Raw genomic sequence first — 26986 nt, 5'->3', positions numbered from 1 at the left:
TTTTTGAAACATGACTTTGACCAAACCTAACCTATTGCCTGCCTTGGAGGAACTTCAAGCTAAATTGGCAGGAGAACTGAAATTCGATTCCCTCACCAAAACACTTTACGCCACGGATGCCTCTGTTTACAGAGAAATGCCCCTGGCTGTGGCTTTCCCTAAAAACGAGGATGATATCCGCCAATTGATTCTTTTTGCAAAGGCAAATAAAACTTCCCTGATTCCCCGTACAGCCGGAACTTCCTTGGCCGGTCAGTGTGTGGGCAATGGAATAGTGGTGGATGTGTCCAAACACTTTACCTCAATCCTGGAATTCAATAAGGAAGAAAAATGGGTAAGGGTACAGCCCGGTGTGGTGCGAGATGAACTGAATAGGTACCTGAAACCGCATGGACTTTTTTTTAGCCCTATCACCTCTACAGCCAATAGGGCCATGATAGGCGGTATGGTGGGCAACAATTCCTCTGGAACCACTTCCATCGTCTATGGTACCACAAGGGATAAAGTAATGAAGTTAAACACATTACTTTCTGATGGATCTGAAGCGGTTTTTGAATCAATTACTAAAAAAGAATTTGAGGAAAAATGTCAGTTGGATAGTATTGAGGGTGAGGTGTACAGACAACTCAAATTGGAATTGTCTGACCCAAATGCCCAAAAAAACATCGAAGAAAACTTTCCCAAAAAAAGTATCCATAGAAGAAATACCGGCTATGCAGTAGATGCTTTGCTGGACACAGATGTTTTTAAAGAAGATGGAGAGCAATTTAATTTCTGCAAACTGCTTTCCGGATCAGAAGGTACATTGGCTTTTACCACAGAAATAAAAATCTCCCTTGATCCATTGCCTGACCCGGTTGAGGTGGTAGTTGCGGCTCATTTTGGATCCATTCACCAAAGCATGTTGGCTGCCCAGGTGGCCATGAAACACCCAGCTACAGCGGTGGAGTTGATGGATAAAATTATCCTTGATTGTACCAAAGAGAGCATTGAATACGGGAAAAACAGGTATTTTGTAGAAGGAGATCCTATGGCTTTGTTGATGGTGGAGTTTACCGGAAAAACAGAGGAAGAGGCCAGAACAAAAGCTGAAAAACTGATTGCCGACCTGGAAGCTGCAGGTTTGGGATATGCTTATCCCGTTATCGGGCCAGACAAAACCAAATCTGCTTGGGCCCTGAGGTCAGCCGGTTTGGGATTGCTCGCCAATATTCCAGGTGATAGAAAGGCGGTGGCCTGTATAGAAGATACAGCTGTGGACATTGAGGATTTGGCGGATTATATTGCGGAGTTTGATAAAATGATGGAGGCTTACGGACAGGAACCTGTGCACTATGCCCATGCCGGCGCGGGTGAAATCCATTTGAGGCCTATACTGGACTTGAAGAAAAAGAAAGACCAAGAGGAGTTTTATCAGATTTCTTTGGATGTGGCCAAACTGGTGAAAAAATACAATGGTTCACTTTCGGGTGAACATGGAGATGGGAGGGTGAGGGCTCCTTTTATTCCCATCATGGTCGGAGAGGAGAATTACCAACTTTTCCGAAGGATCAAATACACCTGGGATCCTGACAATATTTTTAATCCCGGGAAAATAGTGGATACGGCTCCTATGAATACTTTTCTCCGATATGAGCCTGATATGAAGACTCCTGTGCAGGAAACTTTGATGGACTTTGGACATGTAGGAGGTTTTTTGAGAATGGCTGAGAAATGCAATGGATCGGGCGATTGCCGTAAACTGCCAGCTTCGGGTGGAACCATGTGCCCTAGTTATCAGGCTACCCGAAATGAAAAAGACACGACCAGAGGCCGGGCCAATACCCTGAGGGAATTTTTGACTTTGGATAAAGAATCCAACCCTTTTGACCATCCTGAAATCAAAGAGGCCTTGGACCTCTGCCTTTCCTGTAAAGGCTGTACGGCCGAATGTCCTTCCAATGTGGACATGGCTTCTATGAAAGCGGAGTTTCTCTACCAATACCAAAAGAAAAATGGTATTCCCCTGCGTTCCAAAGCTTTTGCCTATATCAATGACCTCAATGGACTGGCAGGGATTTTACCTGGAGTAAGCAATTTTGCATTGAGTAATGGCCTGACCGGAGGCTTGATGAAATCTGTCTTAGGAGTAGCACCCAAACGGCAGTTGCCTACCATCCAAAAAGTGAATCTCAGGACCTGGTATAAGAAAAACTATTCCCAGCTTCCTGTACCGACTAAGATTGTCAAAACTATTTATTTGTTTGTAGATGAGTTTACCAATTTCAATGATACGGAGATTGGGATTACTGCGATCAAATTACTTAGAAAATTAGGCTATGAAATCATAGTAGTCGATCACCAGGAAAGCGGCAGGTCGGCACTTTCAAAAGGCTTGTTGGATAAAGCCAGAAAACATGCAGATGCGAATGTGGAGGTATTTGATAAATTGATTGATGGGAATACGCCATTGGTTGGGATTGAGCCATCAGCAATATTGAGTTTCAGGGATGAGTATCCCAAGTTGGTAAGCCCCAAGTGGGTAGAAGCAGCCAAAAAACTGAAGTTCCATACCCTGATGATTGATGAGTTTATAGGTAGGGAAATCGCTGCAGGCAATATTACAAGCGATCAGTTTACAGATCACGCTCAAAATATCAAACTACATGGCCACTGCCACCAAAAAGCTTTATCATCTCTTACATGGACACAGAAAATGTTAAGCCTTCCGGTGAACTATACGGTAGAAATCATTCCATCGGGCTGTTGTGGTATGGCCGGTTCATTTGGCTATGAAAAGGAGCATTATGCACTCAGCATGCAGATCGGAGAAATGGTGTTGTTTCCTGCTGTGAGGGATGCAGCTGAAGATACATTGATCGCTGCTCCGGGTACTTCCTGCCGCCATCAGATAGCCGATGGCACAGGTAAAAAAGCCAAGCATCCGGTGGAGGTATTGTGGGAAGCGCTGAGGTAGAGGCGAGATGCGAGAAGCGAGAAGCGAGAAACAAGAAGCAAGAAACAAGAGGTTAGAAGCGTGACAGAAATGAGACAGAAGCGAGAGAGAAAGAAAGGATGAAGGATGAGGGAGGAAGGATGAAAAGGGTGAGAGTGACTTTTGAGCCCCTATAGTCGGGGTTTGAAAACATGAAGGTTTAGCCTTAAACAGAAGTGAGATGTGAAAGAAAGGATGAAGGATGAGGGATGAAGGATGAAAAAGGTGAGAGTGACCTTTGAGCCCCTATAGTCGGGGTTTGAAAACATGAAGGTTTAGCCTTAAACAGAAGTGAGATGTGAAAGAAAGGATGAAGGATGAGGGAGGAAGGATGAAAAGGGTGAGAGTGACCTTTGAGCCCCGATAGTTCGGGGTTTGAAACCTCGAAGGTTTAGCCTTTAACAGAAACGAGAAGCGAGACAAGGTTGACATGTAAAGTCTGTAATTCAAGGATCAAAATGAAAAACGGCCTAACCTTGTCATCTCGAGTTTTTAATATTTAGAATTTACAGAAAGAAAATGATAATTGTTTTCTCGCGGCGGCCGCTGTGAAATCGCTGCGAGCACTGCGAGAAATATTTAATACGTCATATATAGTTTTTAAAATTTGGCATTTACAGAAAGGGAATGACATCACCACGGCGTCATTCTGAACGTAGTGAAGAATCTCTTCCTTTCAAGCCTGGAGATCCTTCAGTCGTACCTCCTTCAGGATGACGGCTAACCAATTGTCATTGCCATTTCTGAAAGTTTTTAAAATGTTGGGCACTCAGGGTGACGACCCCTATGAATCTGTCATTGGTATCCCGTACTACTGTCGGGAGAGAGATCTGAGAGGAAACAGAGTCAAGAGTACGCTATTTAGATATAGAGGGATGTGAGTGGGGACACTCAGATCGGCGTAGTTCAAGGAGAAACGCCAATAATACATCTATGATGGCCAATGAAGCTTTTCAACTTCTTTTTCTCTTTGCGTCGTTACGGGAAATGAATTTAAGATTTTGAATATAGATTTCAGATTTTAAACCGCCCACTTTTCCATGCGATAGGCCGAATCCCAAAACATCCATTCCAGCTTACTCGCCATCTCAAAAGCTGTCAACATTTCCTGCTGCGCTGACCTGCTGGCACTTTCTGCCAATTCATCTGTGATCTCCAAGGCCAATTGCACAGATTTGGCAAATTCTTCTCCTGAGTAGGTGTCTATCCAGTCTTTATAAGGATTGTTGGGAATGTTTTTCTGCTGACTGTAGATGAAATCTCCCACTTTTTTATAGATCCAGAAACAGGGTAGTACCGCAGCAACGGCTGTTTCTATATTGCCATAGGCCGCTTGATTGAGAAGGTAATTAGTATACAACAGGCAACTCGGACTCGGTTGTACATTTTCAGGTAGACCCAATGTCTTAAAGTATCCTTCATGTAATGCCCTTTCTACCACGATGGCCCCACTGGCAAATTGGGAAAAGGCCAACACATGTTCCGTGCTTCTCATCCTGCTGGATATCATGCTCAGCGCTTTTCCAAATTCCCCTAGGTAATAGGCATCTTGAGCCATATAGAATTTAAACTTCTCTTTAGGCAATGTCCCTTTCATCAACTCTTGGTTGAAGGGCATCTCTATGATTTTATCATATAGAGGCGTAATGTGCTCCCAGGTACTTTCAGTCCACGTCATGGGTGATTTGTTTTTGAGGGTTGTAAAAATGATTGAGCGGACCATTTCCAAGTCCGGTTTTGATATCTTTTCCGGCAGCTATTGCCCCGCTGATATAGGATTTGGCGTTTTCTACCGCCTTGGTTAATGTCAGGCCTTTGGCCATTTCTGCAGCGATAGCAGAAGACATCGTGCAACCTGTACCATGTAGGTTTTTGGTGCTGATGTATCCACTTTCAAAAGAGATGGTTTTCTGGTCTTTTTGTACCAATAGGTCCTTGACAATACTTGCTTTTAAGTGACCTCCTTTTACCAGTACTGCCTGACAACCCATTTCTATTATTTGAAGACCTGCTTTTTCCATAGAATCTTCATTATTGATTTCCATTCCTGATAAAATTGTGGCCTCGTCCAAATTGGGAGTCAACAGGCTACAGATTGGGAATAGAGTTTCTTTTAGGATCTGTATGGTGTCAAACTCAATCAACCTATCTCCAGAGGTAGCGACCATCACGGGGTCAAATATGATGGGAATTTTAGGATGATTCTTTAAAACTCCGGCGATTGTTCTGGCTACTTCAGGCCTATTTACCATGCCGATTTTGATGGCTTTTGGAACAATGTCTTCTAGGACAGTTTCCAATTGCTCCCGTATATGATGAACAGGGATAGCATGCACAGATCTTACACCTTTGGTGTTTTGGGCCGTTGTCGCCGTGATGACTGTCATGCCGTAGCAACCTAGCGCAGAAAATGCTTTTAAATCAGCCTGAATGCCGGCTCCTCCACTACTGTCTGAACCGGCAATACTGAGTACCGGAATGTATGATTTTACCATAGTTTATGCTTTAAGCCTTTCTCTATTTCCTTTTTGAAATCTTCTGCTGCATGGGCTGGGGATGGAGCAGAACAGATTCCGGAAACCACCGCCAAGCAATCTGCTCCATGGCTGATAATTTCAGCTGCATTGGAAGTTTTAATGCTGCCTATTGCCACGAGCTTTTTTTCTGTCTTTTTTCTCAACAAAGACAGTCCTTCTAGTCCCCATTCGTAAATGGTGTCTGTTTTGGTTGGGGTAGCATAAATAGGGCTCACACCATAGTACCAGGCTTTTGAAGATTCAGGACTTTCATAATCCTCACTTTTATCTAAAGACAATCCTATTGGATAAGTCTCCCCCACGATTTTTTGGGCCTCAGAAATGGAATGATCACTTTGCCCCACATGCAATGCGACCGCACCTACAGCTTTTGCCACCTCCACGGAGTCATTGATGACCAATGGTACATGGTATTTGTCACAAAGAACTTTGAGTTTTTCTGCTTTTTGGATAAATGACTCTACATCCAAACTTTTTTCCCTCAGCTGAACTATGTCCACTCCACCTTTTAAGCTTTGTTCAACCACCCAAAAGAAATCCCTTCCCATGCAAAGTGCGTGGTCTGTTACCAAATAGAGTCGATATGGAAAATCAGGATACATTAAAGGATTTCAGTGATTGCTTTTTCTTCTAATTTTTCTGGAGTCAATTGATAAAGGGCGTCATAGAAATGTAACTGTAAAGTTCCGGGGCCTTCTGCCTTTTCAGCGGCAATGTCCCCCGCTACGCCCATGACTGTCATTGCAGCCAATGTCGCTGTAAAATAATCTTTTTCTACCGCTGCAAACGCTCCAACTATAGCTGATGCCGTACATCCCATTCCTGTTACTTTTGCCATCAATGGGTTACCGTTTTTGACTTTGCCGATTTTTTCTCCCAGAATTACGTAATCCACTTCGCCTGAAATACACACTACTGCCCCTGTTTCATTGGAAAGTCTTTTTCCCGCATCCAAAGCTTCATCTGAAGTATTGGTACTGTCTACGCCTTTTGTTTGAATGTTGACACTAGCCAATGACATGATCTCGGAGGCATTCCCCCTTATGATGTCAGGCTTGCAGTTTATAAGCTGTGTCAATGTCTGATTGCGATAAGTGGTTGCTCCTGCACCTACAGGATCCAATACATAAGGCTTTTGAAGAGATTTCGCTTTTTTAGCGGCGGTCAACATACTTTCCACCCAATACTCATCGAGCGTGCCAATATTGACGACCAAGGCACCGACTATGCTGACCATGTCTTCCATTTCGGACCGGGCATGCGCCATGATGGGGGATGCGCCCAAAGACAACAATGCGTTGGCTGTGTTGTTCATGACCACATAATTGGTGATGCTTTGTACAAGAGGGGTTTGATCTTTTACTTTTTTGAATGCACTGATTATTGACTCCATATCTGATATTTATTTTGGTGATAAAAACTTTAGGAGCACAATAACCCTTTGGTATTGTCTGAACTTTTTCCTTCGCCGGTATGATCCGTATCAGGTTCAAAGGGTATGATCTCAGCCCGAACAGGCACCCCTAAAGCGAATCAAAGTTATGAATTCGTAAGGCAAAAAAAAACCGGCCGCAGATCGGCCGGTTATAAATTTATTCAAAACTTTATTGATCAAAGATTTACTTTTCCTTTGGATACCTGATTTGCCAGTACCAAGGCATTGTATACGTTAGCTATTTTGCCTGATTTGGATATTTCGTTGAGCGAGTATAAAGCTGACAGATCACCACCTACGCCTACTTTCACTTCAGGGCTGATGCCTGATTCCATGATGATTTTTTTGACTTGTTCGGCTGTCAATTTTGGGTAATATGAACGAATCAAAGCTGCTAGTCCCGCAACAGCAGGGGCAGCCATAGAAGTGCCGCTCTGGTAAGTGTAGTCATCCTCTGGCATGGTAGAATATATCTGCGCACCAGGTGCAAAAACGTCCACATTTTTAGCCCCATAGTTTGAGAATGGTGCCACCATCCTTGCTCCGTATTGTGAACCGATCGCGCCTACAGTGATGACATTGTTGGTGAATTCGTTTCCATTATCATACTTGTGGTCGTTAGGGAAATTGGTGTTTTCCGGATTATCCAAATCTAAAGCATCATTGCCGGCCGCGTGCACGAAAAGTACATCTTTATCAGCAGCATACTTCAAAGCGTCATACACCCAATCCGCATTAGGAGAAAAGGATTTACCAAAACTTGCATTGATGACCTTGGCTCCATTGTCTACAGCGTATCTGATAGCCAAAGCGATGTCTTTGTCATATTCATCTCCGTTAGGCACTGCTCTTACAGACATGATCTGTGCATTATGGGCTACACCTTTTATACCCAATTCATTATTTCTATTTGCTGCAATGATCCCAGCCACATGTGTACCATGACTTTCATCCGTTACTCTGTGTATTGGGTTGCCATTTCCGTAATCCTGATCATCATAATCATAAGGATCATCACCTACTACATCACGGCCATCAAATTCTACATTAAGGTTGTATTTCAACTGGTCAGAATAGTAGTCATAGGCTCCAGAGAGGCTTTCTTTTACCTCGTTGAGGTCATCAGCACGGCTGAGCATTTGGCTCAAAAAGCCAACCTGCATAGAAAGTTGACCTGAAGCTTCGATTCCCTTGAGGTCCTCTAAGGTATACTCTTCTTTACCCAGTTCTTTTTGCACAGCCATGTCTGCTTCTTCAAGAGCGGAAAGCATGGGTTGAATTTGAGAGATCGTCTGCGTTACTTCAGTCATTTTCTCATCTAACTTGGCTTTTGCTTGAGCTTGATAGTCCTCATCTCCAATCCCCAACCTCAAAATTCTGGTGAATTCTAATTGTTCGTTGTAAGATTCACCTAGAAAATTATAACCATGGATATCATCCACAAAGCCATTTCCGTCATCATCATTACCTGTACCGGCACTTTCACCTGAATTTACCCAAAGGATATCATTCAAGTCTTCGTGGTTGAGGTCAATACCAGAATCAATCACCGCTACAATGACAGGTTTGCCCTTTTTCTTTTTAATGATATCGGTATAGGCCCGATCGACGCTCATTCCCGGTACGGTGTCCCGAAGGAGATCAAGGTGATGCCAGTTCTTTCTTTCCTCTTCTGATAGGGGATTGGTTCTTGATTCTACAGCTGGGCTTGCTACCAACATAGTGCTGCCGGGTTTTAAGGATGCGCAACCTGATACCCAAGCTGAGGATGTAATTACAATTGCGGCTATTGCCGTATTGGATAATTTTTGGATTTTATTTCTATTCAAAATCATTAAGTTTGGATTTAAGTCCGATTTAGGGAGTTTTTTAAATTAAGGCAAGAAAATTTTCAGTTAAAACTATGTTTTAACGATTTTTAGGGTAAAAGTGTATGGCTTTAAAGACCGTCAAAAAGCACAAAGCTTTCCAAATATTCGGGGACTATGGCATTCCATTCCAATTCATCCTTTAGCCTATTGGCCAATCCTTCTGAAGCTTCTTTTTCTCCATGTACCAAAAAAGTCATTTTCGGTTTTGTAGCGAAGCCTTCTGCCCACTCAACAAGCTCTTCTTGATCTGCATGTGCAGAAAGCCCTTCAATGTAGTAAGTTTTGGCTTTAATGGGAACTTCTATACCATACATGCGAGACGTTTTTTCTCCATCCAAGATCCTCCTTCCTCTTGTTCCTTCTGCCTGATATCCGACAAAGATAAAGCTGTCTTGTTCATTGGGCAGCCTGTTGTAAAGATGGTGCAAAATCCTTCCCCCTGTAGCCATACCGCTTGCAGATAAAATGATGGCGTCTCCACGGATGGCATTTAGGGAGATTGAGGCCTCTTGACTTTGATAGTAATGGAGATTTTTATTCAAAAAAGGGTTGCTGCCATCATCTTCAAAGGCCGGTCCTAATTTATGGTACTGATTGAATCTTTTGTACAACTTTGTCACATCGATGGCCATAGGACTGTCGACATAAATGGGGATGTCAGGAATTTTTCCTTTTTGTTGCAAAAGGTGCAGGTAATATAAAATGAGCTGGGTTCTGCCTACCGCAAAAGCTGGGATGACAGACACACCTCCGTTCCTGTAGGTTTCTCTGATTGCGCGTGCAAGGTCTTCTTCTGGTTTATGATGTGTTTGTTTTCTGTTGCCGTAAGTAGACTCCAAAAGCAAGATGTCTGCAAATGGTAATCTCTTTGGAGGATTGAGGATAGGGTCATGGTATCGGCCTAAATCTCCAGAGAAGACGATTTTCTTCTCTTGAATCTCTCCTTTGATTTTCATTTTGACTATGGCAGCACCCAAGATATGTCCGGCATTATAAAAGGAGATTTTCACAGCGTCTGTCAGGATGATTTCTTCTTCGAATTCAACACTGTATAACAGTGGGAAAACTTTTTCAGCATCCTCTTTGGTATAGAGGGGGAGCGGTTTTTCATGCTTGGAATATCCTTTTTTGGCTGCGTACTGTGCCTCTTCTTCCTGTAGTTTACCGGAATCTAACAAGAGAATTTTGACCAATTCAGCAGTTGGTGTTGTGCAATATATTTTTCCCTTAAACCCTTCCTTGACTAGTTTAGGTAAATATCCGGAATGGTCAATATGGGCATGAGTAATCACTACAGCGTCTATTTCAGAAGGGCTGAGGGGAAATGGTTCCCAGTTTCTTGTCCTGTAATCCTTTAAACCTTGAAAAAGGCCGCAATCTACCAGGACTTTATAGTATCCAGCATAAATGAGGTACCTGGAGCCGGTCACGGTTTTGGCACCTCCTAAAAATTTGATTTTTACTTGCATAGTAATTTTGGGTTAGACCTAAAAATAGCTTTAAATTATGAAAGGCTTTAAGCAGTTCTGATAAAAAAAATAAAAAAAAGCCCGGCTGGCCGAGCTCTTAGGTAGTTGGTTTAGTTTTCATCCGGATTGTCCATGAGATGTGCTGATAGAAAGCATTTTATTTTTGAGATGATTATTTTTCTTTTTCCTGGTTTTAGAATATTTTTCTTTGCAACTCTTTTGAGGATATAGGTTATAAACATAAAAAATGTAAGATAATGTTTGAATAATAATAATAATAATAATATTGAGGCTAATAAAATTTTAAACCTTAATGTATTAGATTAAGAAAAAGTTTTCTTTCATGCTTGTTTCTCTAATGATTACATCATTCAGTGTATCTGTTTTTGCTAATGAATCATTTTGTGGTCATGATCCAGTCAGTGGTGCATATATCTGTATTGATGATGATGGCTTTGTTGTAAATTCATCACCTACTCCTAGTGGTGCATGTGCTGGGTCACCTACTACTTGCAATGGCCAAGTGATATACTGAATTGTCAAGGTGAGGATTGTGAAAGATAATTGTACTTATAATTAGTTTAGCTACAAATGATAAACTTCCTCACCTTTATAATTTTAATGCTAACAAAGAAGTAACTGAAATCCAATCATTGGACTTCGAAGACAATTATAAAAATTAAAACAATCTTGAAATTTATTGTGGTGCGAGTATTGTCAGTTTGGTTCTTTTTCCTTCTTGGTTGTAGTAATCCTGAAACCAATTTTCCGATTGAAAATGCAAAAAGCTATTTAATAAAAACTGTAAATGTAAAATTGGATTCTGTTTCAACCTATGAGATGTTTGATTTTGAATTAGTTAGAGAAAATGAGAATGATGAATTGTTTTTTGTATTGAATAAAGTAAATAATTCATTAGACGTATACGATTTAGATCTTGGAGGGTTAATTGATAGGTTTTCTCTGAAAAACCAATCTGAAATTAAAAATTTTCGTGCCTATTCCATGGTTGCTCATAATTTAGATTCTATATTCTTTCTTCAGCAATACAATTTAGATCGAATTATTTCATTCAATTATAATAATAAAAAATTTGAATTGATTTCCAACCGAATAAATAAGTCAGCCCCTGAAATTATAAACCATGTATCTAACCCTTCAAGCCCTACTTATTTCTTCAAGAACTCTTTTTTCGTTACCAATTGGACATTTGAATCTGGTATCAAACCGAGTGGACTTCCTTCTAATTTTATTTCACAATACAAATACAATTTAGAAACAGGTGAACTAAATGGTTTTGCCGAAACAGGTTATCCCTATTCAATGGTTGGACTTACCTTTCCTACTCTACTCACCTTAAATTACAGGGTAGCTGATAGTGAAGGCAATTGGATTTTTTCTTGGCCAGCCTCAGATTCAATTTTTGTTTATAATTCAGAATTCAAATTCAAAGAAAAATTCCTAGCAAAAAGTTCATTTTCAAATGGATTCAAACCTATTATTCCAAACGCTTCATATCAAATTGAAATGGATTACTTTATCAAAAACACAAACTATGGAAGGGTTTATTATGATAAATTTAGGAATGTATATTACAGAATCACATTGATTGGAAGAAAGCCAGATGATAAAGAAAGAATTGAAATGAATAGTTTTCAAAAAAATGACTTTTCGATAATTATGTTAGGTGATGATTTTAGTGTTATTAAAGAAATAGTTTTTGAAGGGAAGGTCTACAATCCGTTTTTATTTTTTGTAGGCAGAGAAGGCATATATTTTCCAAAAACCAATATAGATTATCAAAATCTTTCCGATGACAATATTTCTTTAGATTTATATAATTTTTCATGAAAATCGATATTAAATTTCTTTTACTTCTTATCACCTTAAGTTGCAAATTACCCGAAAAGAACGAATTCGATTTATGTAAGAGATTAGGTGTTATTGAAGAAAATTTAAATGTTGAAAAAAGTGGCTTTTACATGTTTGTAGACTTTGATAATTGCCCGAATTGCTCGGAATTACTAAAAAGCCGCATCACTTGGTTTTTAAAGGATTACGATGGTTCTGTTATAGTATCGGTTAGAAACAAAAAGAAAGCTAAACTTATCTTAGGGGATAGTCTGTTCAATAAAGTGAATTTTGATATTGTTGGAATTTCAAAAGATCTCAATCTTATTAATGATACACCTGTAATTTACCAAATGAAGGAGGGAGAATGCGATTCTTTTATCATAAATTTATTTAATTAAAATAAATTTATGATAAAATACACAATTCTTAGCCTTCTAGTTCTTATAATGGTTATCGGCTGTAATCAATCAAAAAATCAGCGTCCGGCTAATTTTAATAAGCCGATTGATATTACCTTGCTGGATAGTTTAATTACAAAAGAGTATGGTAAGTTTGCCAGAAAAAGAGCATATTTTTATGTTGATGTTGATTTTATTTATTTAGTTACTCCTAATTCTGGTCAGGTCTTTAAATTTACTCTAAATGGAAAAGAAGTTTGGAGAAGACAATTGTTTGAACAAAAAAAAATCTCAGCAAAAGAAATTCAATATAGTGGCTTCCTTCAAAGCATAAATCAGATTGGAAATAAACTTATTTTTTATCTAAATTCAGCACAGGGTCCTATATTAAAATTCATGGGGACAGACGGGGAAACCTCCGAAAGCATTCCTCTTAAAATACCATTTTCATTGCCTGGAGCTGAAATATTCCCTTTGGATAAAAAAAAAATTGGGGTTACTTGGATAGAAAGAATTGGAGATAAAAAAAATATTGTAATATATCTTTTGGAATTAGAAACAAAAAAAATTATGGAATTGACTAGCTTCCATATAAGTACGCATGTTAACAAACCTGTACTATTAAGTTCTCATGACGAGAATATTTACATTTTTAATCAGGAAAGCCAAATTTTGTATTGTTATACTGTGGATCAAAAATTGATAAAAAAATGGAATCTTGTTTATGATTTAGTTCATTCTAATAATAACTTATCTGAAAAGGAATCTTTGCTTAATGAAAACTATATTCCTATGAATGATCCGAATGCATCTTATTTTGATTATTTAAAAGTATATAAAAATCAATTTCTACTTGTATTGAAAATGAATAGTGATGAAAATCCACGCAACATAATTTTCAAATTTAATAATAAAGGGGAAATTATTGATCAAACTGATCAACCAGTAGTACTAAATATCGCTAATCAAGAATACTTTTATGAGTTATTAGAAATAGGTAATAGGAAAATAATAACATTTAAATCAACTAATGACTTATTTTGATTTTCAATTAAAAAGGAACTGTCGCCAAAAATCTATGATAAACTTTGAGCGATAGTTCGGATGATTTGTTAATAATTCTTATACTTAATACCAATAATTTTTTGTGGGTAAAGCAATTATTCTTCCACCGGACTGCCCATTAAATGTTCAGATTCAAATTTACTTAGGGAGAGGCTGTCAGCTTTCGAAAGATCTTTTGTTGCTGTGCAATTCAGACAGAATAAGCCATCCTCATTAAATACCCAGTGATTCTTGGTGTTGACATCCCTGGTCCTGTAACCGTTTCTGTAGAGGGTATTGCGGATGATAGGCAGGATCGACTTGTCCATAATAAATGGCCTGTCATAAGGTATCTCCAAAGTAAGTTTGAGATTTTGGCCTCTAAATCTGTCCAACTTATTGAGATCGATGCCTCTGTCTAATGTCAGGATGCTGTCCAAGACTGAATAGTTGTAAGTGATCTGCTTAGCATTGTTGATTGCATCATCATAACTTTTGCCCTTGGATTTGAAATCCTGAATCAAGACTACTTTATTTCCATCCGTACCGTTGAGCTGCAGATTGACCATTTCGAAGATGCCCCTGTCAGAAGTATAGCCTTCAGACTTGAGTACCAAAGTGCCCTCACTCAGTTCCAGTGGACTATCCATTGTGAAAGTAGCTTCATTCTTGAACTGTGAGATTGTGCTTGGCAACTGGAACGCCGCTATACCTATACTCAATAGCCATATGCCCAATACGATCAATCCAAATCTACCTTCGATCAGGCTTTTCTTGATGATGACGCTGATGCCAAGAAGCAATATTACTATCCCAGGGATCATGATGGCAAAACCTGTGGATATTGCCAACCAAACCGGCAGTATGTCAGTAATCCATTGGGCAGGAATATCATCCAATACGATTTGATTGCCGGCAAAAGGCAGTAGGTCGAAATAAACACCCAATAAGACCAAAGGTGTGATCGTTATTGACATTCCTATCAGGAATATGATCAAGCCAAATATCACTCGCACTACGGAAAGTAAAAACTTCCCAAAAGGCCCTAAAGCCATACCTATGCCTTCGATTATTTTACCCAAAACCCGAAATGGTGTCAAGAGAATTCTCCTTCCTTGGCTTTCTTCCTTTGGGGGCAAAGGGTTCATATTTTCCTTGATAGTTGTTTCTATATTGTCCAAAGTAATGGCACCGCCTTTCATCTGAATGCGCTCAGTGATTGACTTGGCTTGAGGAGTAATGATCCACAAGATAAGGTAGATGACAAAGCCTGATCCTCCGGCAAATATCAAACCCACAAAGAGTAACCTTACCCAGAGGACTTCTATTTTGAAATAGGCAGCTAAGCCACTGGCAACCCCACCTATTGTCCTGTCATCTGGGTTTCGATATAATTTTTTGATGTGTTTGTCTTCTGGTTCTTCATAAGACACAGGTAAAATCACCCACAATACAATATAAGCTACCAAAGCCCATGCTCCCATGGAGAAGTGGAATTTGAAATCCCATGGCATAAAATCCCAGCCTGGTCTTCCAAAATTGATTCTACCACTAAACAAAAGCAGAATGGCCACGAGCCTGGTCCATAAGGGATCGATGGCCAGATAGTTTGCCATACCGGCACATACACCTCCAAGGATTTTCCGGTTTTCAAGACGGGTAAGTTTTTTATAACCTTTTGGATTTTCCCCTGGAGGAGTGATGTATTTATAGAAGTCATTGTTTTCCTCCGAAGATTTTTTCTCCTCTTCTTTTACAAACTCTTCCTCTTCTATGGCTTTGAAATCAGCAATAGTCCCCATTTTTTCAATCAGGGAACTGACGTTCTCAGCTGTAATGACCTGCTTATTGTTTTTCAGATTGCTTAAGAAAATTTCTGCAATACGGTTTTCTATATCAGAAATGATCTCCTGATTGTCTTCGTAATGGGAAAAATGCCTGTTGATAGCTTCCAGGTATTTTTTTAAGGTAGCGTAGCCATCCTCTTCGATGTGAAAAAGGATTCCGCTGATGTTGATGCTTATAGTCTTTTTCATTGGATTATTGCTTTGAGGTGATCATTTGGGTGGAACTTACCAGTGAAGACCAAGTGTCGTTGAGGGATTCCAAAAACTCCGTTCCTTCCGCTGTGATGGAATAATATTTTCTTGGAGGGCCCGATTCGGATTCTACCCATTTGTAAGTAACCAGCGAAGCTTTTTTCAGTCTTTGGAGAAGTGGATAGAGTGTGCCTTCTACAACTATCATTTTGGCTCCAGTCAATTCTTCCAACATATCAGAGGCATACACTTCGCCTCTTGCAATGATGTGGAGAATGCAGAATTCCAAAATTCCCTTTCTCATTTGTATTTGGGTGTTTGAAGCATTCATTTCTTTCTAGATATTATGGTTTGCGAGCGGTGATTATCATGTGATAAATTACCTCTTGTGCCAGTAATAGAGAAAAATTGTACCAAAGTAGAGAAGATCTTTTAGGGAATACCTACTACTTGGTTATAAAAGGTACTGTTTTTTGTATTGAGAGTAAAAAAATCCTCTTTTAATTTAAAATAAAGCGGTTTTGGATTTTTTTGGACAAAGTTGAAAAATCTAAGAGTGAGTTACAGATTTTGCTTTTGGAAAAAGAGAATGTCAGCTAACTGGACAGAAAAGTGTACGGAAATGTACATTTCGGCAAGGTTTGGAAGCTTTTGATTTTTTGAGATTTACCTTTTTACTAAAGTATTTATTTTTACTTTGCACTGGTAATTCCCACAAAAAACATGAGTGTTTTGCGACCCTTCGTTTGTATTCTCCTTTTTGCATTCTGTACTGAGATAAGTGCACAGTCGATTGCACCCAAATACTCCAACGAGTTCATGAACATCGGGATAGGAGCGCGGGCTTTGGCGATGGGTGGCGCACAAGTGTCCTCAGTAAGGGATGTGACAGCGGCTTATTGGAATCCTGCTGGGCTGATCGGTATCAAGCATGAACATGAGTTCTCTTTGATGCATGCTGAATACTTTGCAGGGATTGCCAAGTTTGATTATATGGGGTATAGCACAGCGATAGATGCGGATAATCAGATAGCTATTTCAGTGATAAGGTTTGGTGTGGATGACATACCGGATACCAGGTTTTTGTATGATGCCAACGGAGCCTTAAACTACAACAATATACAGTTTTTCAATGCTGCGGATTATGCCTTATTGCTTTCTTATGCCCGAGATGTCAGTGATAACTTCAAAATAGGAGGAAATGCCAAGATCATACATAGAAATGTTGGCAAATTTGCTCAAGCATGGGGTTTTGGGTTGGATTTAGGGGGGATTTACCTCATGGATAAGTGGAGGTTCGGTGTCATGCTTCGTGATGTTACCTCTACATTTAATGCGTGGTTTCATAATGCTGATATGGTCAGGGACATCTATTCTCAGACCAATAATGAAATTCCAGTCAACAGTTTGGAGCTAACCTTGCCGAGGGCAATTTTCAGTGTTACAAGAGACGTAGAAATCAATGATGATTTTAAAGTCCAAGGGGTTTTGGATCTTGACTTTACTTTTGATGGAATGAGAAATACGGTCTTGCGGACCAACCTGGTAAGTTTTGATCCTAGGGCAGGAGTAGAGGCAAGTTACAGAAATATGGTGTTTTTGAGAGCTGGCGGTAGCAATGTGCAGAGGATAAAGGATTTTGACGAGACTTTTTATACCTCCTGGAAACCGAGCTTTGGACTGGGGTTATTTCTCAATGAAAAGTTTTATATTGACTATGCATTGACTGATATTGGCGGAATCTCCCAAACACCCTACTCTCATATAATCAGTGTAAAAGTGAGCTTAAAAGAACATGGCAATAGGTTTAGATTGCATAAAGGTTGGAATGATTGATGCGTAAATTATTCGTTTTTATAGCGTTATGTGTGTTGCTTTCGGCGGTGGGCTTTGCCCAATCCAGCTGGATCAACTATGGGCAGACGTATTACAAAATTGCCACTTCAGAAGATGGCATCCATAGAATTACCTTTACGTCTTTATCCGCTTCTGGAATTAATCCAAGCAATATAGATCCTAGAAATATCAGCTTGTATCATAGAGGGCAAGAGGTTGCCATCTACGTGCAGGGTGAACAAAATGGACGCTTTGATCCAAATGATTTCATAGATTTCTATGGGAAAAGAAATGATGGGGAATTGGACAAAAATCTTTTTTCCAATCCTGCACATTTGGGAAATGTGATGTACAACCAACACAATGACTCTACAGCCTTTTTTCTTACAATAGGAAATACTCCGGGGAAAAGGATGGCAAGCAGGCCAAATCCTACTGCATCTAATCCTGATTTGGTTACTTATCAGACCAGTAAAATGGAGATTTTTGCCAATCAGTATAACTTGGGCCGGACGTATAATCCTGGTGTGAGATTGGCGGCGTTTGAAGAAGGACAAGGCTGGATGAGTGCTCCTATCCCTAAAAACACACCCTTCAATTTTACTTTCAATGAACTTGGAAGGATAGCAAGTTCGGGAGCTGCCACATTGGAGATAGGCTTGGCAGGGCGCTCAGAAACCCAGCATTTGACAGCTATATCCGTAGGGCCAACCATTGGAACTGTTAGAGAAATTGGAAGGATTGAATACGAGGGCTTTAATGTCAGAAATGAAAGTTTAAGCCTAAATGCTTCTGATTTCAATCCAGACGGAACGCTAAGTGTGCGCATTACTTCATTGGGAAGTGGTAATGTGGACAATGTATCTGTAGCTTATATCAGAATTACATACCCCAAGGAAGTCCAAAATGGGGACTTTGATTCTGAAGTGATTGTGCCTGAGCCCATAAATTCTGTTTTTAGGATAGGAGATGCACTTTCCAATTACGTGGCTTATGATATCCTTGACCACCTAAATCCAGTAAGAATCCCTGTAAGTAAGACTGGCAATCAAATCAGTTTATCAGCTGGAATTCAAGGGCAATCTTCTAAGGTATTGGTGCAGAATCAGCTCGAGGTAAGGGAAATCAATATCATGCCTAGGGTGAATTTTAGGGATTTGTTAAACAGAAAAGCCGACTACATCATCCTTACCCATAAGGCATTGAGGAGACCAACTTCCTCTTATGCAGATCCTGTCAGGGCTTATGCCGCCCACCGTGCCTCCCCGGATGGTGGAGGGTATGATACTTTGGTGGTCAATATGGATGAGTTGTATGACCAATTCACTTTTGGAGAAAAAACTCCTTTGGCTGTTTATGAATTTTTGAGGGAGTATTACCCTAGGCATAAACCAGAATATATGTTCCTCATAGGTCGTGCCATGGGGATGTTTACTACTGCGAGGCAAAATAACGTCACTTATTTCTATAGGCAAAGACCTTCAATTTTCAATTTTCAAGACCTGGTGCCGCCTGCCGGATATCCATATGCAGACAATAATTTCTCCATAGGTTTAGATCCGGAGAATCCATTTGTACAAGCAGTGCCCACAGGTCGGATTCCGGCGAGGGTTCCTGAGGACGTTGCCAATTACCTGGAAAAAGTAAAAGAAAAAGATGCTTTAGGGACTTCTGAAGACTGGATGAAAGAAATCATTCACCTCAGTGGGGGAGTTTCTGCTTTTGAACTGACGAGATATTTTAATTTTCTCAATGGCTTCAAGACCATCGCTGAAGGGCCATTTTTGGGTGGTAATGTCACCACCTACAGAAAAAGATCCAACTCCACTATTGAATTAATTGACATTTCAAAAGATTTAAATCGAGGCACCAATCTGATTACCTTCTTCGGCCATGGAGCTCCTTCTGTAATTGATATTGAAATTGGGTTTGCATCTGATCCTACAATGGGGTATAACAACAGAGGCAAGTACCCCATGCTTTTGCTCAATGGTTGCGACGCAGGGAATGCTTTTGGGAATGCCTACACCTTTGGAGAGGATTGGGTATTGACGCCGTCTAAAGGAGCTACCAATTTTATGGCCCATGCAAGTATTGGAGTTGATGTCTATTTGAGGAGATATTCGGAGTCATTTTACACCATAGCTTTTTCTGATTCTTCCAATATCTACAAGCCAGTGGGAACAGTGATCAAGGAAACAGAAAAATTGTTTTTCCAGCGTTTTGGGACTTCAGCTGTCAATAGGGCGCATGCGGAACAATTGATCATGCTGGGTGATCCAGCAATAAGGCTTTTCCCTGCCGATAAAGCTGATTATTCCATTGAATCTTCTGATGTGACTTTAGAGGGTTTTGAAGGAGAGACTTTCAACGCTCTTTCTGATTCTTTGAAATTGTCCTTTGTGGTGAAAAACCTGGGTAGGGTAGACATGGACTCAGTTAGCCTGAGGGTTGGCAGAAGGCTTCCAGATGGTACAAGTGTGACATACCCTATTAAAACATTGGCACCTATTTCCAGAAAGGACACATTGGTTTTTTCTGTCCCCAATACTGGGATAGCTGCATTTGGTGAAAATATATTCACAATAGAAGTCAACCACGACAGGTCAGTTCCAGAGATGACCTTTGCCAACAATGCAGTCACGGTTACTACTTTTGTCCCTTTAAGTGGCACCATGCATATACTTCCTGCCGAGTTTGGTATAGTCAATACCAGGGAAGTGGAACTTTTAGGTCAAATACCAGGAAAAAATGTCGAGCCTAGAAATGTAATTCTACAAGTGGATACCTCCCCTAATTTCTCTTCTGCAAACAGAAGAGAAAGCAGGATAACTACTTCTAACCTGATCAGGTGGAATCTTGATTTATTCCAAAATACCAGCCCAAGAGATTCTGTGACCTTTTACTGGAGGTCAAGATTTTCAGAGCCAAGAGAAGGGGAATCTGATGATTGGACGGTGACATCTTTCAGTTACATCAATGATGGACCTGAGGGCTGGACGCAGCGAACCTTATCTCAATTGGAAAGCAACCTTCTGAATAACCTGGAAATCGATCAATCCCAGCGGGTGTGGAAATATCCGGACACGAACCTAAATGTTGAAGTTTTTACTTTTGGGAACCAAACAGATAGTCTCACATTCAGAAATACACAGTTCTACTTAGATGGTGTTCCTTACATTATTGACAATGTCAACAATGTCAACAGCCGACTCTGTCCTGATGGGTCTTTGGGTTTGGTAGCTTTCGAACAACGATCTCTGACCCCCTATCTAGTCATACCAGTCCCTGGTTTTGATATTTTGGATGGAAGGAGTTGTGGAAGAGTGCCTCAAGTGATTCAGAGTATCAGAAATCCTTGGATAACCCAGCCTGGGCAGTCTATTTTGATCGATTATATAGATGGATTGAAGGATGGTGATTATGTTGTTATTTTCTCTGTTGGGAATGTGACTTTTGAGCAATGGCCTGATTTGGCCTTTGAAAAAATGAAAGAAGTAGGTGCGAATGAAGCTTTACTTCGTAATCTTAAGTCTGGTGACCCTTATATTCTTTACGGAAGGAAGGGGATGAGGCCAGGAGAAGCTATCGAGATAGTGGCCCAAAAGGATTTGGAACTGGAGAGCAATCAGCAAATTGTGCAATTTGAAACAGACCTTGAAGGGTATTTCACTTCTGGAAGTATCGTAACACCTAGAATTGGACCAGCTTCAGAGTGGAAGCTCTTTTTCAACAAAGTAAATGAAAGGGATTGGTTCAATGAAGAATTGGCAGCCTTTGACATCATAGGGGTAAGGCCAAACGGAGAGGAGCAGGTGCTGTTTACGAATCTCAGAGATCAAAATTTCAATTTGGAAACGGTAAACCCAAATGCATACCCTTATATCAGGCTCAGGTACGCAATGAACGACCAAGAATCCACCGCGCCTTCTCAATTGGATAAGTGGCAAGTCAATTATACCGGAGTTCCAGAGGGTGTGCTGGTTTTTAAAAACAGAGAAGATAAAGTCACCCTTCAGGAAGGAGAGGATGCAGTGCTGAATTTTGAGTTTGTAAACCTCTCGAAATATGATTTCTTGGATTCCATTACCGTGGAATGGTCTTTCAACAATACCACCCAGCGAAGGAGTGAGACATTTTCCAAGAAAATACCTGCCCTGCCTGCCGGTGAAAGTCATGAATTCCAGATAGATTTCACCTCTATAGGTAGAGGTGGGAACGTAGAAGTGGAAGTCTTTGCCAATCCAAGAATTCAGATGGAGCAGACTTTCAGGAATAACCTGATAGATTTGGGTCAGTATTTTATTGTGATTCCTGACAACAGTACAGCTATATTGGATGTCAACTTTGATGGGATTTACATCATGGATGGCGATATCGTATCTCCTTCTGTGATGATCAACAGTTTACTCAAAAATGAGCAAACCCTGATTTTCAAGAAGGACACCATAGGCATCGACTTATTCTTGAAAAAACAATGTGAAGGCTGTCAGTTTGAGCGTGTGAGTTTCAGTAGTCAAAAGGTGAATTGGACTGAGGCCACTGAAGATTCTGACTTCAAAATAGAATTGAAGCCAGGTCCACTTGAAGACGGCATGTATACTTTCCGAGTAGTGACTGAGGATTTGGGTGTAGATAAGCCTTATGAGATCAACTTTGAAGTGATCAATGAAGCTACGATCACTAATTTTTATCCCTATCCCAACCCCTTCAGCAGTTCGGTGAGGTTTGTCTTTACGGTGACCGGATCGGAAATTCCCGATCAGATCAAAATACAGATCATGACAGTGACCGGTCGCGTGGTCCGTGAAATCCTTCAGGATGAATTGGGCCCAATAAGAATCGGAAATAACATTTCAGAATACGCATGGGATGGTAGGGACGAATTCGGAGATCAATTGGCCAATGGCGTTTATATCTATCGTACATTAGTACGTAAAAACGGTGTCTTTGTAGAGCCTAGAGCCACAGCTGGTGATAAGGCATTCAAACAAGGGTACGGGAAAATGTATTTGCTTAGGTAGCATCATGGATAATTTGTTAGAAACAGAAAGGCTGAGCATCAGGCTGCTCAATTTGCAGGATAGTCCGTTTATTCTGGAACTACTGACTTCAAAAACATGGCTGGAATATATTGGGGACAGGGGGGTGAAAGACGAAACTACAGCTGCTGACTATATTTTGAACGGTCCTATGGCCAGTTATTCTTCCAATGGCTATGGGCTGTTTTTGGTTGTCGAAAAATCAAGCCAGGAAAAAGTTGGCTTGGCAGGCTTCCTGAAAAGAGATGAGTTGCCTTTGGCCGATTTAGGTTTTGCAATGCTCGAGCGATTTGAAGGGAAGGGTTTAGCAAAAGAAGCCTCAAAGGCCCTTTTGGCTTTTGGAAAAGAAAAATGGGGTTTTGAAAAAGTATGTGCCATTACGACCAAGACGAATCAACGCTCAAACAAACTGTTAAGCAGTTTGGGATTTCAACACGTGGGCAATTTTTCTTTTTATGGCAGATTAGAAATGATGGACTTGTATGAATATGAATATTAGTCTTTAAGTATTGGTGGGATCAGTAGAATTGAAATAAAGACCTGCTCAATTTGTTACTACGATATCAATTGCCATTAGATATTTGCTGATACTTTTATCAAACAACCATTGAATTTAACATACAGCCATAATTGGCATTGCAGCATTAAATCATTTTAATTTTTCTTGGTGAAAAATCTCCAAATCCCCCAAATGCTTAAAAGCAATAAAAAGATAAAAATAACATAATTAGAAATACCTTCACCCTGACGTATAGCACCGTAAATGCTTGAAGCCAAAGTACCTGACACAAACACCAAAGTAGTCCTTGGCAGCATTCCCAATGTACCGAAAACCACCAGCTTCCAGTAGCCAGAACGCATCAGGGCGAATAATAAGTTGGATAAAGCAAAAGGAATTACAGGGCTAATTCTGACAAAGAATATCAACTCACCAAGTTGACCTTGTTTTTTTCTGATGAGGTTTTCTGCCTTGGGATACCTTGCCAAAATCAACGGAAGACTGTCACCACCAACCTTTTTGCCCCAAGCATATCCAAGGACCGTAGCCAAAGTGTAGCCCAAGACCAACCAAGGGAAAACAGTCCAGCCTAGGAAGAAACCAGATAAGCCTGCGAGCATGGTGGTAGGCATAAGTGCTAGACCCATTAGAAGAATGGAAACCAAAAGAGCTCCGGAAATGGTTATAGGATTGTGAAAGTTTAATTGCATCAACCAATCAGCGCGGGAAATTGTCCATGGGACCAAAACAAGACTTCCGATGGAAGGCATAAAAGTCACCCAAAGCATGGCAGAAGCCACATAAGGATTAATCCTTGCTGCTTGTCTGAAATCCTTGAAAATGCTTCCCTTTTTTGTCATCTTTGGTCTGCTCGTTCACAAAGGAAAAAAATAAACTAAAGAAACCCATTTAATTTTAGAATTAGATTTTATGAAATTCGGAACAAAAGCAATCCACGCAGGTATAGAGCCTGACCCATCCACAGGCGCCATCATGACGCCGATTTTTCAGACTTCTACCTATGTGCAAAAATCCCCGGGAGACCACAAAGGCTTTGAGTATTCCAGGACACATAACCCCACCAGAACGGCACTTCAAAACAATTTGGCAGCTTTGGAAAATGGCAAGCACGGGCTTTGTTTTTCTTCCGGACTTGGCGCAATAGACGCCATCATCAAGTTGCTCCACCCAGGAGATGAAGTGATCAGCACCAATGACATTTATGGAGGTTCTTACAGGATATTCACCAAAGTTTTTGAGAAATATGGCATCAAATTCCATTTCATCTCCATGGAAGAGCCTCAGAATATTGAAAAATATATCAATGAGAAGACCAAGTTGATTTGGGCGGAAACTCCAACCAATCCCATGATGAACATCATTGATATAGAAGAAATTGGAAAAGTGGCTAAAAAGCATAAAATCCTTTTTGGAGTGGACAATACCTTTGCCACTCCTTTTCTTCAAAATCCGCTTGACTTGGGTGCTGACCTAGTGATGCACTCCGTCACCAAATACCTTGGAGGACATTCTGACGTGGTGATGGGTGCCCTTGTGGTGAATGATGACCAACTAGCCGGTCAGCTGGCATTTATTCAAAATGCCTGTGGTGCCACCCCAGGACCACAAGACTGTTTTCTGGTACTCAGAGGTATCAAGACTTTACACATCAGAATGGAGAGGCATTGCCAAAACGGTAAAGCAATCGCTGAATTTTTGAAAACTCAGGAAAAAGTGGATAAAGTCTTTTGGCCTGGCTTTGAAGACCACCCCAACCATGACATTGCCAAAAAGCAAATGAGAGATTTCGGCGGCATGATTTCTTTTACTATCAAAGGAAACAAAATAGAAGATGCTACCAAGGTATTGGAAAACCTTCATTACTTCTCCCTTGCGGAGTCACTTGGTGGGGTAGAATCACTCTGTGGTCATCCCGCTTCGATGACACATGCCAGTATTCCAAAGGAAGAAAGGGAAAAAGTAGGCTTGGTCGATTCTTTGATCCGGTTAAGTGTGGGTATTGAGGACGTGGAAGATCTTAAATCAGATTTGGCTGCAGCTTTGAGCAAAATCAAGTAAGCTATAATTTTCATGATGAAATCTAATGATGCTGGAATACAGCATAGGCCTATTGTAGATGTGCTTATTCCTGCATTTAACGAAGAGAACTCCGTGGGGCTGGTTGTCAAAGATATACCTGACTTTGTACGGAATATTATTGTGGTCAATAACAACTCCAATGACGACACTGTAAAAGTAGCTAAAGCTGCCGGTGCGATTGTACTTGATGAACCCCAGAAAGGGTATGGGAAAGCCTGTTTGACTGGTATGGCATTTATTGCTTCATTGCCTATTCCTCCTGATATCCTTGTGTTTTTAGACGCTGATTACAGCGACTATCCCGAACAGTTGACTGACTTGATCACTCCAATCGAAAATAATCAAATAGACATGGTCATTGGTTCCAGGGCCAAAGGGGAGAAAGAATCCGGTTCAATGACCATTCCTCAGGTATTCGGTAATTGGTTGGCTACAAGCTTGATGCGGTGGATCTATAAGACTGACTATTCTGATTTGGGACCCTTTAGAGCAATTAAATGGGATAAATTGAGCGCTTTGGAAATGGTGGATGAGGATTATGGGTGGACCATTGAGATGCAGATCAAAGCTGCAAAAAATAATTACAAGACCACCGAAATTCCAGTCAATTACCGCAAGCGTATAGGAGTGTCCAAAGTAAGTGGTACGGTAAAGGGTGTCTTTGGTGCCGGGTACAAGATTCTTTGGACCATTTGGAAATATTGGTAATTAGTGAGGCTCTTTTTGTGTGAATGAGGATGGGTTCTGTATTTTTGAACCAACAATCAACCCCAACACAAATGACCAAAAAAGCCCTAAGCCTCATTGCTTTTTTCCTTTTTGCATCACAGATAAGCCTTTTTGCACAAACCAAGTTTGTGATGGCAGGTCTTACCCACGGACATTCCCACTGGATTTTTCAAAAATCATTTCAGGGAAACTTCGAATTGGCTGGGATCTATGAAGAAAATCAGGATGTTGTTCGACAATTCATAAAGTCCTATAATCTTGATGAAAGCCTATTTTATAAAGATTATGAAGAGATGCTTGATGAAGTTCAACCTGATGGTGTCCTCGCTTTTGGGCCTGTGTCACAGCACTTGGATATTGTGAAAAAAGCTGCTCCTAGAGGAATTCATGTCATGGTGGAAAAACCACTGGCTTTTAGTGCCAAAGAAGCTGCTGAAATGGAGAAATTAGCAGCAGATAACAGCATCCATTTATTGGTCAATTACGAAACTTCCTGGTATCCAAGTACAGATGCCTTGATTCACAAATCAAAAGTAGAGGAGGATAATTTTGGAAAACTTAGAAAAGCTGTGTTCCATCATGGGCACAAAGGCCCCAAGGAAATTGGGGTCGGAAACGAGTTTTTGGACTGGTTGACAGATCCTGAGCAAAATGGTGCAGGAGCATTGGTAGATTTTGGTTGCTATGGTGTCAATATTATGACACTATTGACAGATGGAGAGATGCCTGAGTCTGTTACCGCAGTCACCCAGACACACAAACCTGATATTTATACCGAGGTGGAGGACGAAGCAACGATCATTCTGACCTATTCAGGCGCTCAAGCCATTATCCAAGCCTCTTGGAATTGGCCTTTCGACAGAAAAGACATGGATGTTTACATGGAAAAAGGTTATCTTAAAGCTCCTGAAAAAGAAAGGTTGGATTTTAGATACGGAAATCAATCCGATGATACAGTCCAATTTGTAGACAAGGAAATGACAGGGACCTATGCTAACCCATTTCAATATTTTTCAGATGTAATCGAGGGCAGAATCAATTTGCCACCATATGGGTTATATACTTTGGAGAACAATGTCATTGTAGCAAAAATACTTGATGCTGCGATAGAATCTTCTAAAACAGGAAAGACTGTTGCACTGCAACCTTAACCATAAAG

At 40.5% G+C, this 26986-nt stretch carries 20 protein-coding genes and 1 riboswitch; of the genes, 11 read left to right on the top strand and 9 right to left on the bottom strand.

What is annotated here, in order from left to right; translation table 11 throughout:
* Nucleotides 1-10: 10 nt before the first annotated feature.
* Entirely contained in the window at nucleotides 11-2956 is a 2946-nt protein-coding gene (locus tag CLW00_RS10370; protein WP_106133614.1) for an FAD-binding and (Fe-S)-binding domain-containing protein, read from the top strand.
* A gap of 1039 nt (nucleotides 2957-3995) precedes the next feature.
* Here the strand turns inward: CLW00_RS10370 and tenA are convergent.
* From tenA to CLW00_RS10340, 6 genes are all read right to left on the bottom strand, one after another.
* Nucleotides 3996-4652 carry a thiaminase II gene (tenA, locus tag CLW00_RS10365; protein WP_106133613.1) on the bottom strand — a complete coding sequence of 219 codons (657 nt, stop codon included), beginning with the start codon at nucleotides 4650-4652 and terminating at the stop codon, nucleotides 3996-3998.
* The gene (gene thiD, locus CLW00_RS10360; protein ID WP_106133612.1) at nucleotides 4639-5469 is read right to left on the bottom strand and encodes a bifunctional hydroxymethylpyrimidine kinase/phosphomethylpyrimidine kinase; all 831 of its coding nucleotides are present in this window, start codon (nucleotides 5467-5469) and stop codon (nucleotides 4639-4641) included. The genes tenA and thiD overlap by 14 nt, the downstream gene beginning before the upstream one ends.
* Nucleotides 5463-6113 carry a thiamine phosphate synthase gene (gene thiE / locus CLW00_RS10355; RefSeq protein ID WP_106133611.1) on the bottom strand — a complete coding sequence of 217 codons (651 nt, stop codon included), beginning with the start codon at nucleotides 6111-6113 and terminating at the stop codon, nucleotides 5463-5465. Before thiE ends, thiD begins: the two co-directional genes overlap by 7 nt.
* A complete protein-coding gene (gene thiM, locus CLW00_RS10350; RefSeq protein ID WP_106133610.1) occupies nucleotides 6113-6904 on the bottom strand; it encodes a hydroxyethylthiazole kinase in 792 nt (263 codons plus the stop codon). The genes thiE and thiM overlap by 1 nt, the downstream gene beginning before the upstream one ends.
* A 50-nt stretch (nucleotides 6905-6954) precedes the next feature.
* A riboswitch (TPP riboswitch) is annotated at nucleotides 6955-7046 on the bottom strand.
* Nucleotides 7047-7122: 76 nt separating this feature from the next.
* Nucleotides 7123-8781, bottom strand: a complete 1659-nt coding sequence (locus CLW00_RS10345) for a S8 family peptidase (protein WP_106133609.1) — start codon at nucleotides 8779-8781, stop codon at nucleotides 7123-7125.
* A 104-nt stretch (nucleotides 8782-8885) separates the two neighbouring features.
* Complete coding sequence (locus tag CLW00_RS10340; protein ID WP_106133608.1) at nucleotides 8886-10286, bottom strand: MBL fold metallo-hydrolase RNA specificity domain-containing protein; 1401 nt, start codon at nucleotides 10284-10286, stop codon at nucleotides 8886-8888.
* A 343-nt stretch (nucleotides 10287-10629) separates the two neighbouring features.
* Here CLW00_RS10340 and CLW00_RS21260 point away from each other — a divergent pair, with 343 nt between their 5' ends.
* The 4 genes from CLW00_RS21260 (at nucleotide 10630) to CLW00_RS10325 (ending at nucleotide 13582) form a co-directional block, all read left to right on the top strand.
* Nucleotides 10630-10821 (top strand): hypothetical protein, encoded by a 192-nt coding sequence (locus CLW00_RS21260; protein ID WP_146131406.1) that lies wholly within the window; start codon nucleotides 10630-10632, stop codon nucleotides 10819-10821.
* A gap of 155 nt (nucleotides 10822-10976) precedes the next feature.
* Nucleotides 10977-12137: a DUF4221 family protein gene (locus CLW00_RS10335; protein WP_170073206.1), complete on the top strand. Its 1161-nt coding sequence runs from the start codon at nucleotides 10977-10979 to the stop codon at nucleotides 12135-12137.
* A complete protein-coding gene (locus tag CLW00_RS10330; RefSeq protein ID WP_106133606.1) occupies nucleotides 12134-12538 on the top strand; it encodes a hypothetical protein in 405 nt (134 codons plus the stop codon). The genes CLW00_RS10335 and CLW00_RS10330 overlap by 4 nt, the downstream gene beginning before the upstream one ends.
* Nucleotides 12539-12547: 9 nt before the next feature.
* Nucleotides 12548-13582, top strand: coding sequence for a hypothetical protein (locus CLW00_RS10325; RefSeq protein WP_106133605.1), 1035 nt, complete (start codon nucleotides 12548-12550; stop codon nucleotides 13580-13582).
* A 116-nt stretch (nucleotides 13583-13698) separates the two neighbouring features.
* Here CLW00_RS10325 and CLW00_RS10320 read toward each other — a convergent pair whose 3' ends face one another.
* A complete protein-coding gene (locus CLW00_RS10320; protein ID WP_106133604.1) occupies nucleotides 13699-15618 on the bottom strand; it encodes a PspC domain-containing protein in 1920 nt (639 codons plus the stop codon).
* A gap of 4 nt (nucleotides 15619-15622) precedes the next feature.
* Complete coding sequence (locus tag CLW00_RS10315) at nucleotides 15623-15952, bottom strand: PadR family transcriptional regulator (protein ID WP_106133603.1); 330 nt, start codon at nucleotides 15950-15952, stop codon at nucleotides 15623-15625.
* A 392-nt stretch (nucleotides 15953-16344) separates the two neighbouring features.
* Here CLW00_RS10315 and CLW00_RS10310 point away from each other — a divergent pair, with 392 nt between their 5' ends.
* The 3 genes from CLW00_RS10310 to CLW00_RS10300 are packed head-to-tail and all read left to right on the top strand — an operon-like array spanning nucleotide 16345 to nucleotide 22998.
* Nucleotides 16345-17457: a putative type IX sorting system protein PorV2 gene (locus tag CLW00_RS10310; protein WP_106133602.1), complete on the top strand. Its 1113-nt coding sequence runs from the start codon at nucleotides 16345-16347 to the stop codon at nucleotides 17455-17457.
* Nucleotides 17457-22481: a putative type IX secretion system sortase PorU2 gene (porU2, locus tag CLW00_RS10305; protein ID WP_106133601.1), complete on the top strand. Its 5025-nt coding sequence runs from the start codon at nucleotides 17457-17459 to the stop codon at nucleotides 22479-22481. Before CLW00_RS10310 ends, porU2 begins: the two co-directional genes overlap by 1 nt.
* A 4-nt stretch (nucleotides 22482-22485) precedes the next feature.
* Complete coding sequence (locus tag CLW00_RS10300) at nucleotides 22486-22998, top strand: GNAT family N-acetyltransferase (protein ID WP_106133600.1); 513 nt, start codon at nucleotides 22486-22488, stop codon at nucleotides 22996-22998.
* Nucleotides 22999-23153: 155 nt separating this feature from the next.
* Here the strand turns inward: CLW00_RS10300 and CLW00_RS10295 are convergent, their stop codons facing one another.
* The gene (locus CLW00_RS10295) at nucleotides 23154-23858 is read right to left on the bottom strand and encodes a TVP38/TMEM64 family protein (protein WP_106133599.1); all 705 of its coding nucleotides are present in this window, start codon (nucleotides 23856-23858) and stop codon (nucleotides 23154-23156) included.
* Nucleotides 23859-23928: 70 nt separating this feature from the next.
* Here CLW00_RS10295 and CLW00_RS10290 point away from each other — a divergent pair, with 70 nt between their 5' ends.
* The 3 genes from CLW00_RS10290 (at nucleotide 23929) to CLW00_RS10280 (ending at nucleotide 26978) form a co-directional block, all read left to right on the top strand.
* Complete coding sequence (locus CLW00_RS10290; RefSeq protein ID WP_106133598.1) at nucleotides 23929-25077, top strand: trans-sulfuration enzyme family protein; 1149 nt, start codon at nucleotides 23929-23931, stop codon at nucleotides 25075-25077.
* Between the two features lie 12 nt (nucleotides 25078-25089).
* A complete protein-coding gene (locus tag CLW00_RS10285) occupies nucleotides 25090-25806 on the top strand; it encodes a glycosyltransferase family 2 protein (RefSeq protein ID WP_425437957.1) in 717 nt (238 codons plus the stop codon).
* Nucleotides 25807-25877: 71 nt separating this feature from the next.
* Nucleotides 25878-26978: a Gfo/Idh/MocA family protein gene (locus tag CLW00_RS10280; RefSeq protein ID WP_170073205.1), complete on the top strand. Its 1101-nt coding sequence runs from the start codon at nucleotides 25878-25880 to the stop codon at nucleotides 26976-26978.
* Nucleotides 26979-26986: the final 8 nt, after the last annotated feature.

The sequence above is a fragment of the Mongoliibacter ruber genome (assembly GCF_003003005.1).
GTDB lineage: Bacteria > Bacteroidota > Bacteroidia > Cytophagales > Cyclobacteriaceae > Mongoliibacter > Mongoliibacter ruber.
Note: the sequence above shows the minus strand (reverse complement) of the source record. Positions and strands in the feature narration are given on the sequence as shown.

Bases quoted from the DNA above. Each gene is read 5' to 3' on its own strand.
- CLW00_RS10370 (WP_106133614.1), top strand. From the start codon at position 11: ATGACTTTGACCAAACCTAACCTATTGCCTGCCTTGGAGGAACTTCAA.
- tenA (WP_106133613.1), bottom strand. From the start codon at position 4,652: ATGACGTGGACTGAAAGTACCTGGGAGCACATTACGCCTCTATATGAT.
- thiD (WP_106133612.1), bottom strand. From the start codon at position 5,469: ATGGTAAAATCATACATTCCGGTACTCAGTATTGCCGGTTCAGACAGT.
- thiE (WP_106133611.1), bottom strand. From the start codon at position 6,113: ATGTATCCTGATTTTCCATATCGACTCTATTTGGTAACAGACCACGCA.
- thiM (WP_106133610.1), bottom strand. From the start codon at position 6,904: ATGGAGTCAATAATCAGTGCATTCAAAAAAGTAAAAGATCAAACCCCT.
- CLW00_RS10345 (WP_106133609.1), bottom strand. From the start codon at position 8,781: ATGATTTTGAATAGAAATAAAATCCAAAAATTATCCAATACGGCAATA.
- CLW00_RS10340 (WP_106133608.1), bottom strand. From the start codon at position 10,286: ATGCAAGTAAAAATCAAATTTTTAGGAGGTGCCAAAACCGTGACCGGC.
- CLW00_RS21260 (WP_146131406.1), top strand. From the start codon at position 10,630: ATGCTTGTTTCTCTAATGATTACATCATTCAGTGTATCTGTTTTTGCT.
- CLW00_RS10330 (WP_106133606.1), top strand. From the start codon at position 12,134: ATGAAAATCGATATTAAATTTCTTTTACTTCTTATCACCTTAAGTTGC.
- CLW00_RS10325 (WP_106133605.1), top strand. From the start codon at position 12,548: ATGATAAAATACACAATTCTTAGCCTTCTAGTTCTTATAATGGTTATC.
- CLW00_RS10320 (WP_106133604.1), bottom strand. From the start codon at position 15,618: ATGAAAAAGACTATAAGCATCAACATCAGCGGAATCCTTTTTCACATC.
- CLW00_RS10315 (WP_106133603.1), bottom strand. From the start codon at position 15,952: ATGAATGCTTCAAACACCCAAATACAAATGAGAAAGGGAATTTTGGAA.
- CLW00_RS10310 (WP_106133602.1), top strand. From the start codon at position 16,345: ATGAGTGTTTTGCGACCCTTCGTTTGTATTCTCCTTTTTGCATTCTGT.
- porU2 (WP_106133601.1), top strand. From the start codon at position 17,457: ATGCGTAAATTATTCGTTTTTATAGCGTTATGTGTGTTGCTTTCGGCG.
- CLW00_RS10300 (WP_106133600.1), top strand. From the start codon at position 22,486: ATGGATAATTTGTTAGAAACAGAAAGGCTGAGCATCAGGCTGCTCAAT.
- CLW00_RS10295 (WP_106133599.1), bottom strand. From the start codon at position 23,858: ATGACAAAAAAGGGAAGCATTTTCAAGGATTTCAGACAAGCAGCAAGG.
- CLW00_RS10290 (WP_106133598.1), top strand. From the start codon at position 23,929: ATGAAATTCGGAACAAAAGCAATCCACGCAGGTATAGAGCCTGACCCA.
- CLW00_RS10285 (WP_425437957.1), top strand. From the start codon at position 25,090: ATGATGAAATCTAATGATGCTGGAATACAGCATAGGCCTATTGTAGAT.
- CLW00_RS10280 (WP_170073205.1), top strand. From the start codon at position 25,878: ATGACCAAAAAAGCCCTAAGCCTCATTGCTTTTTTCCTTTTTGCATCA.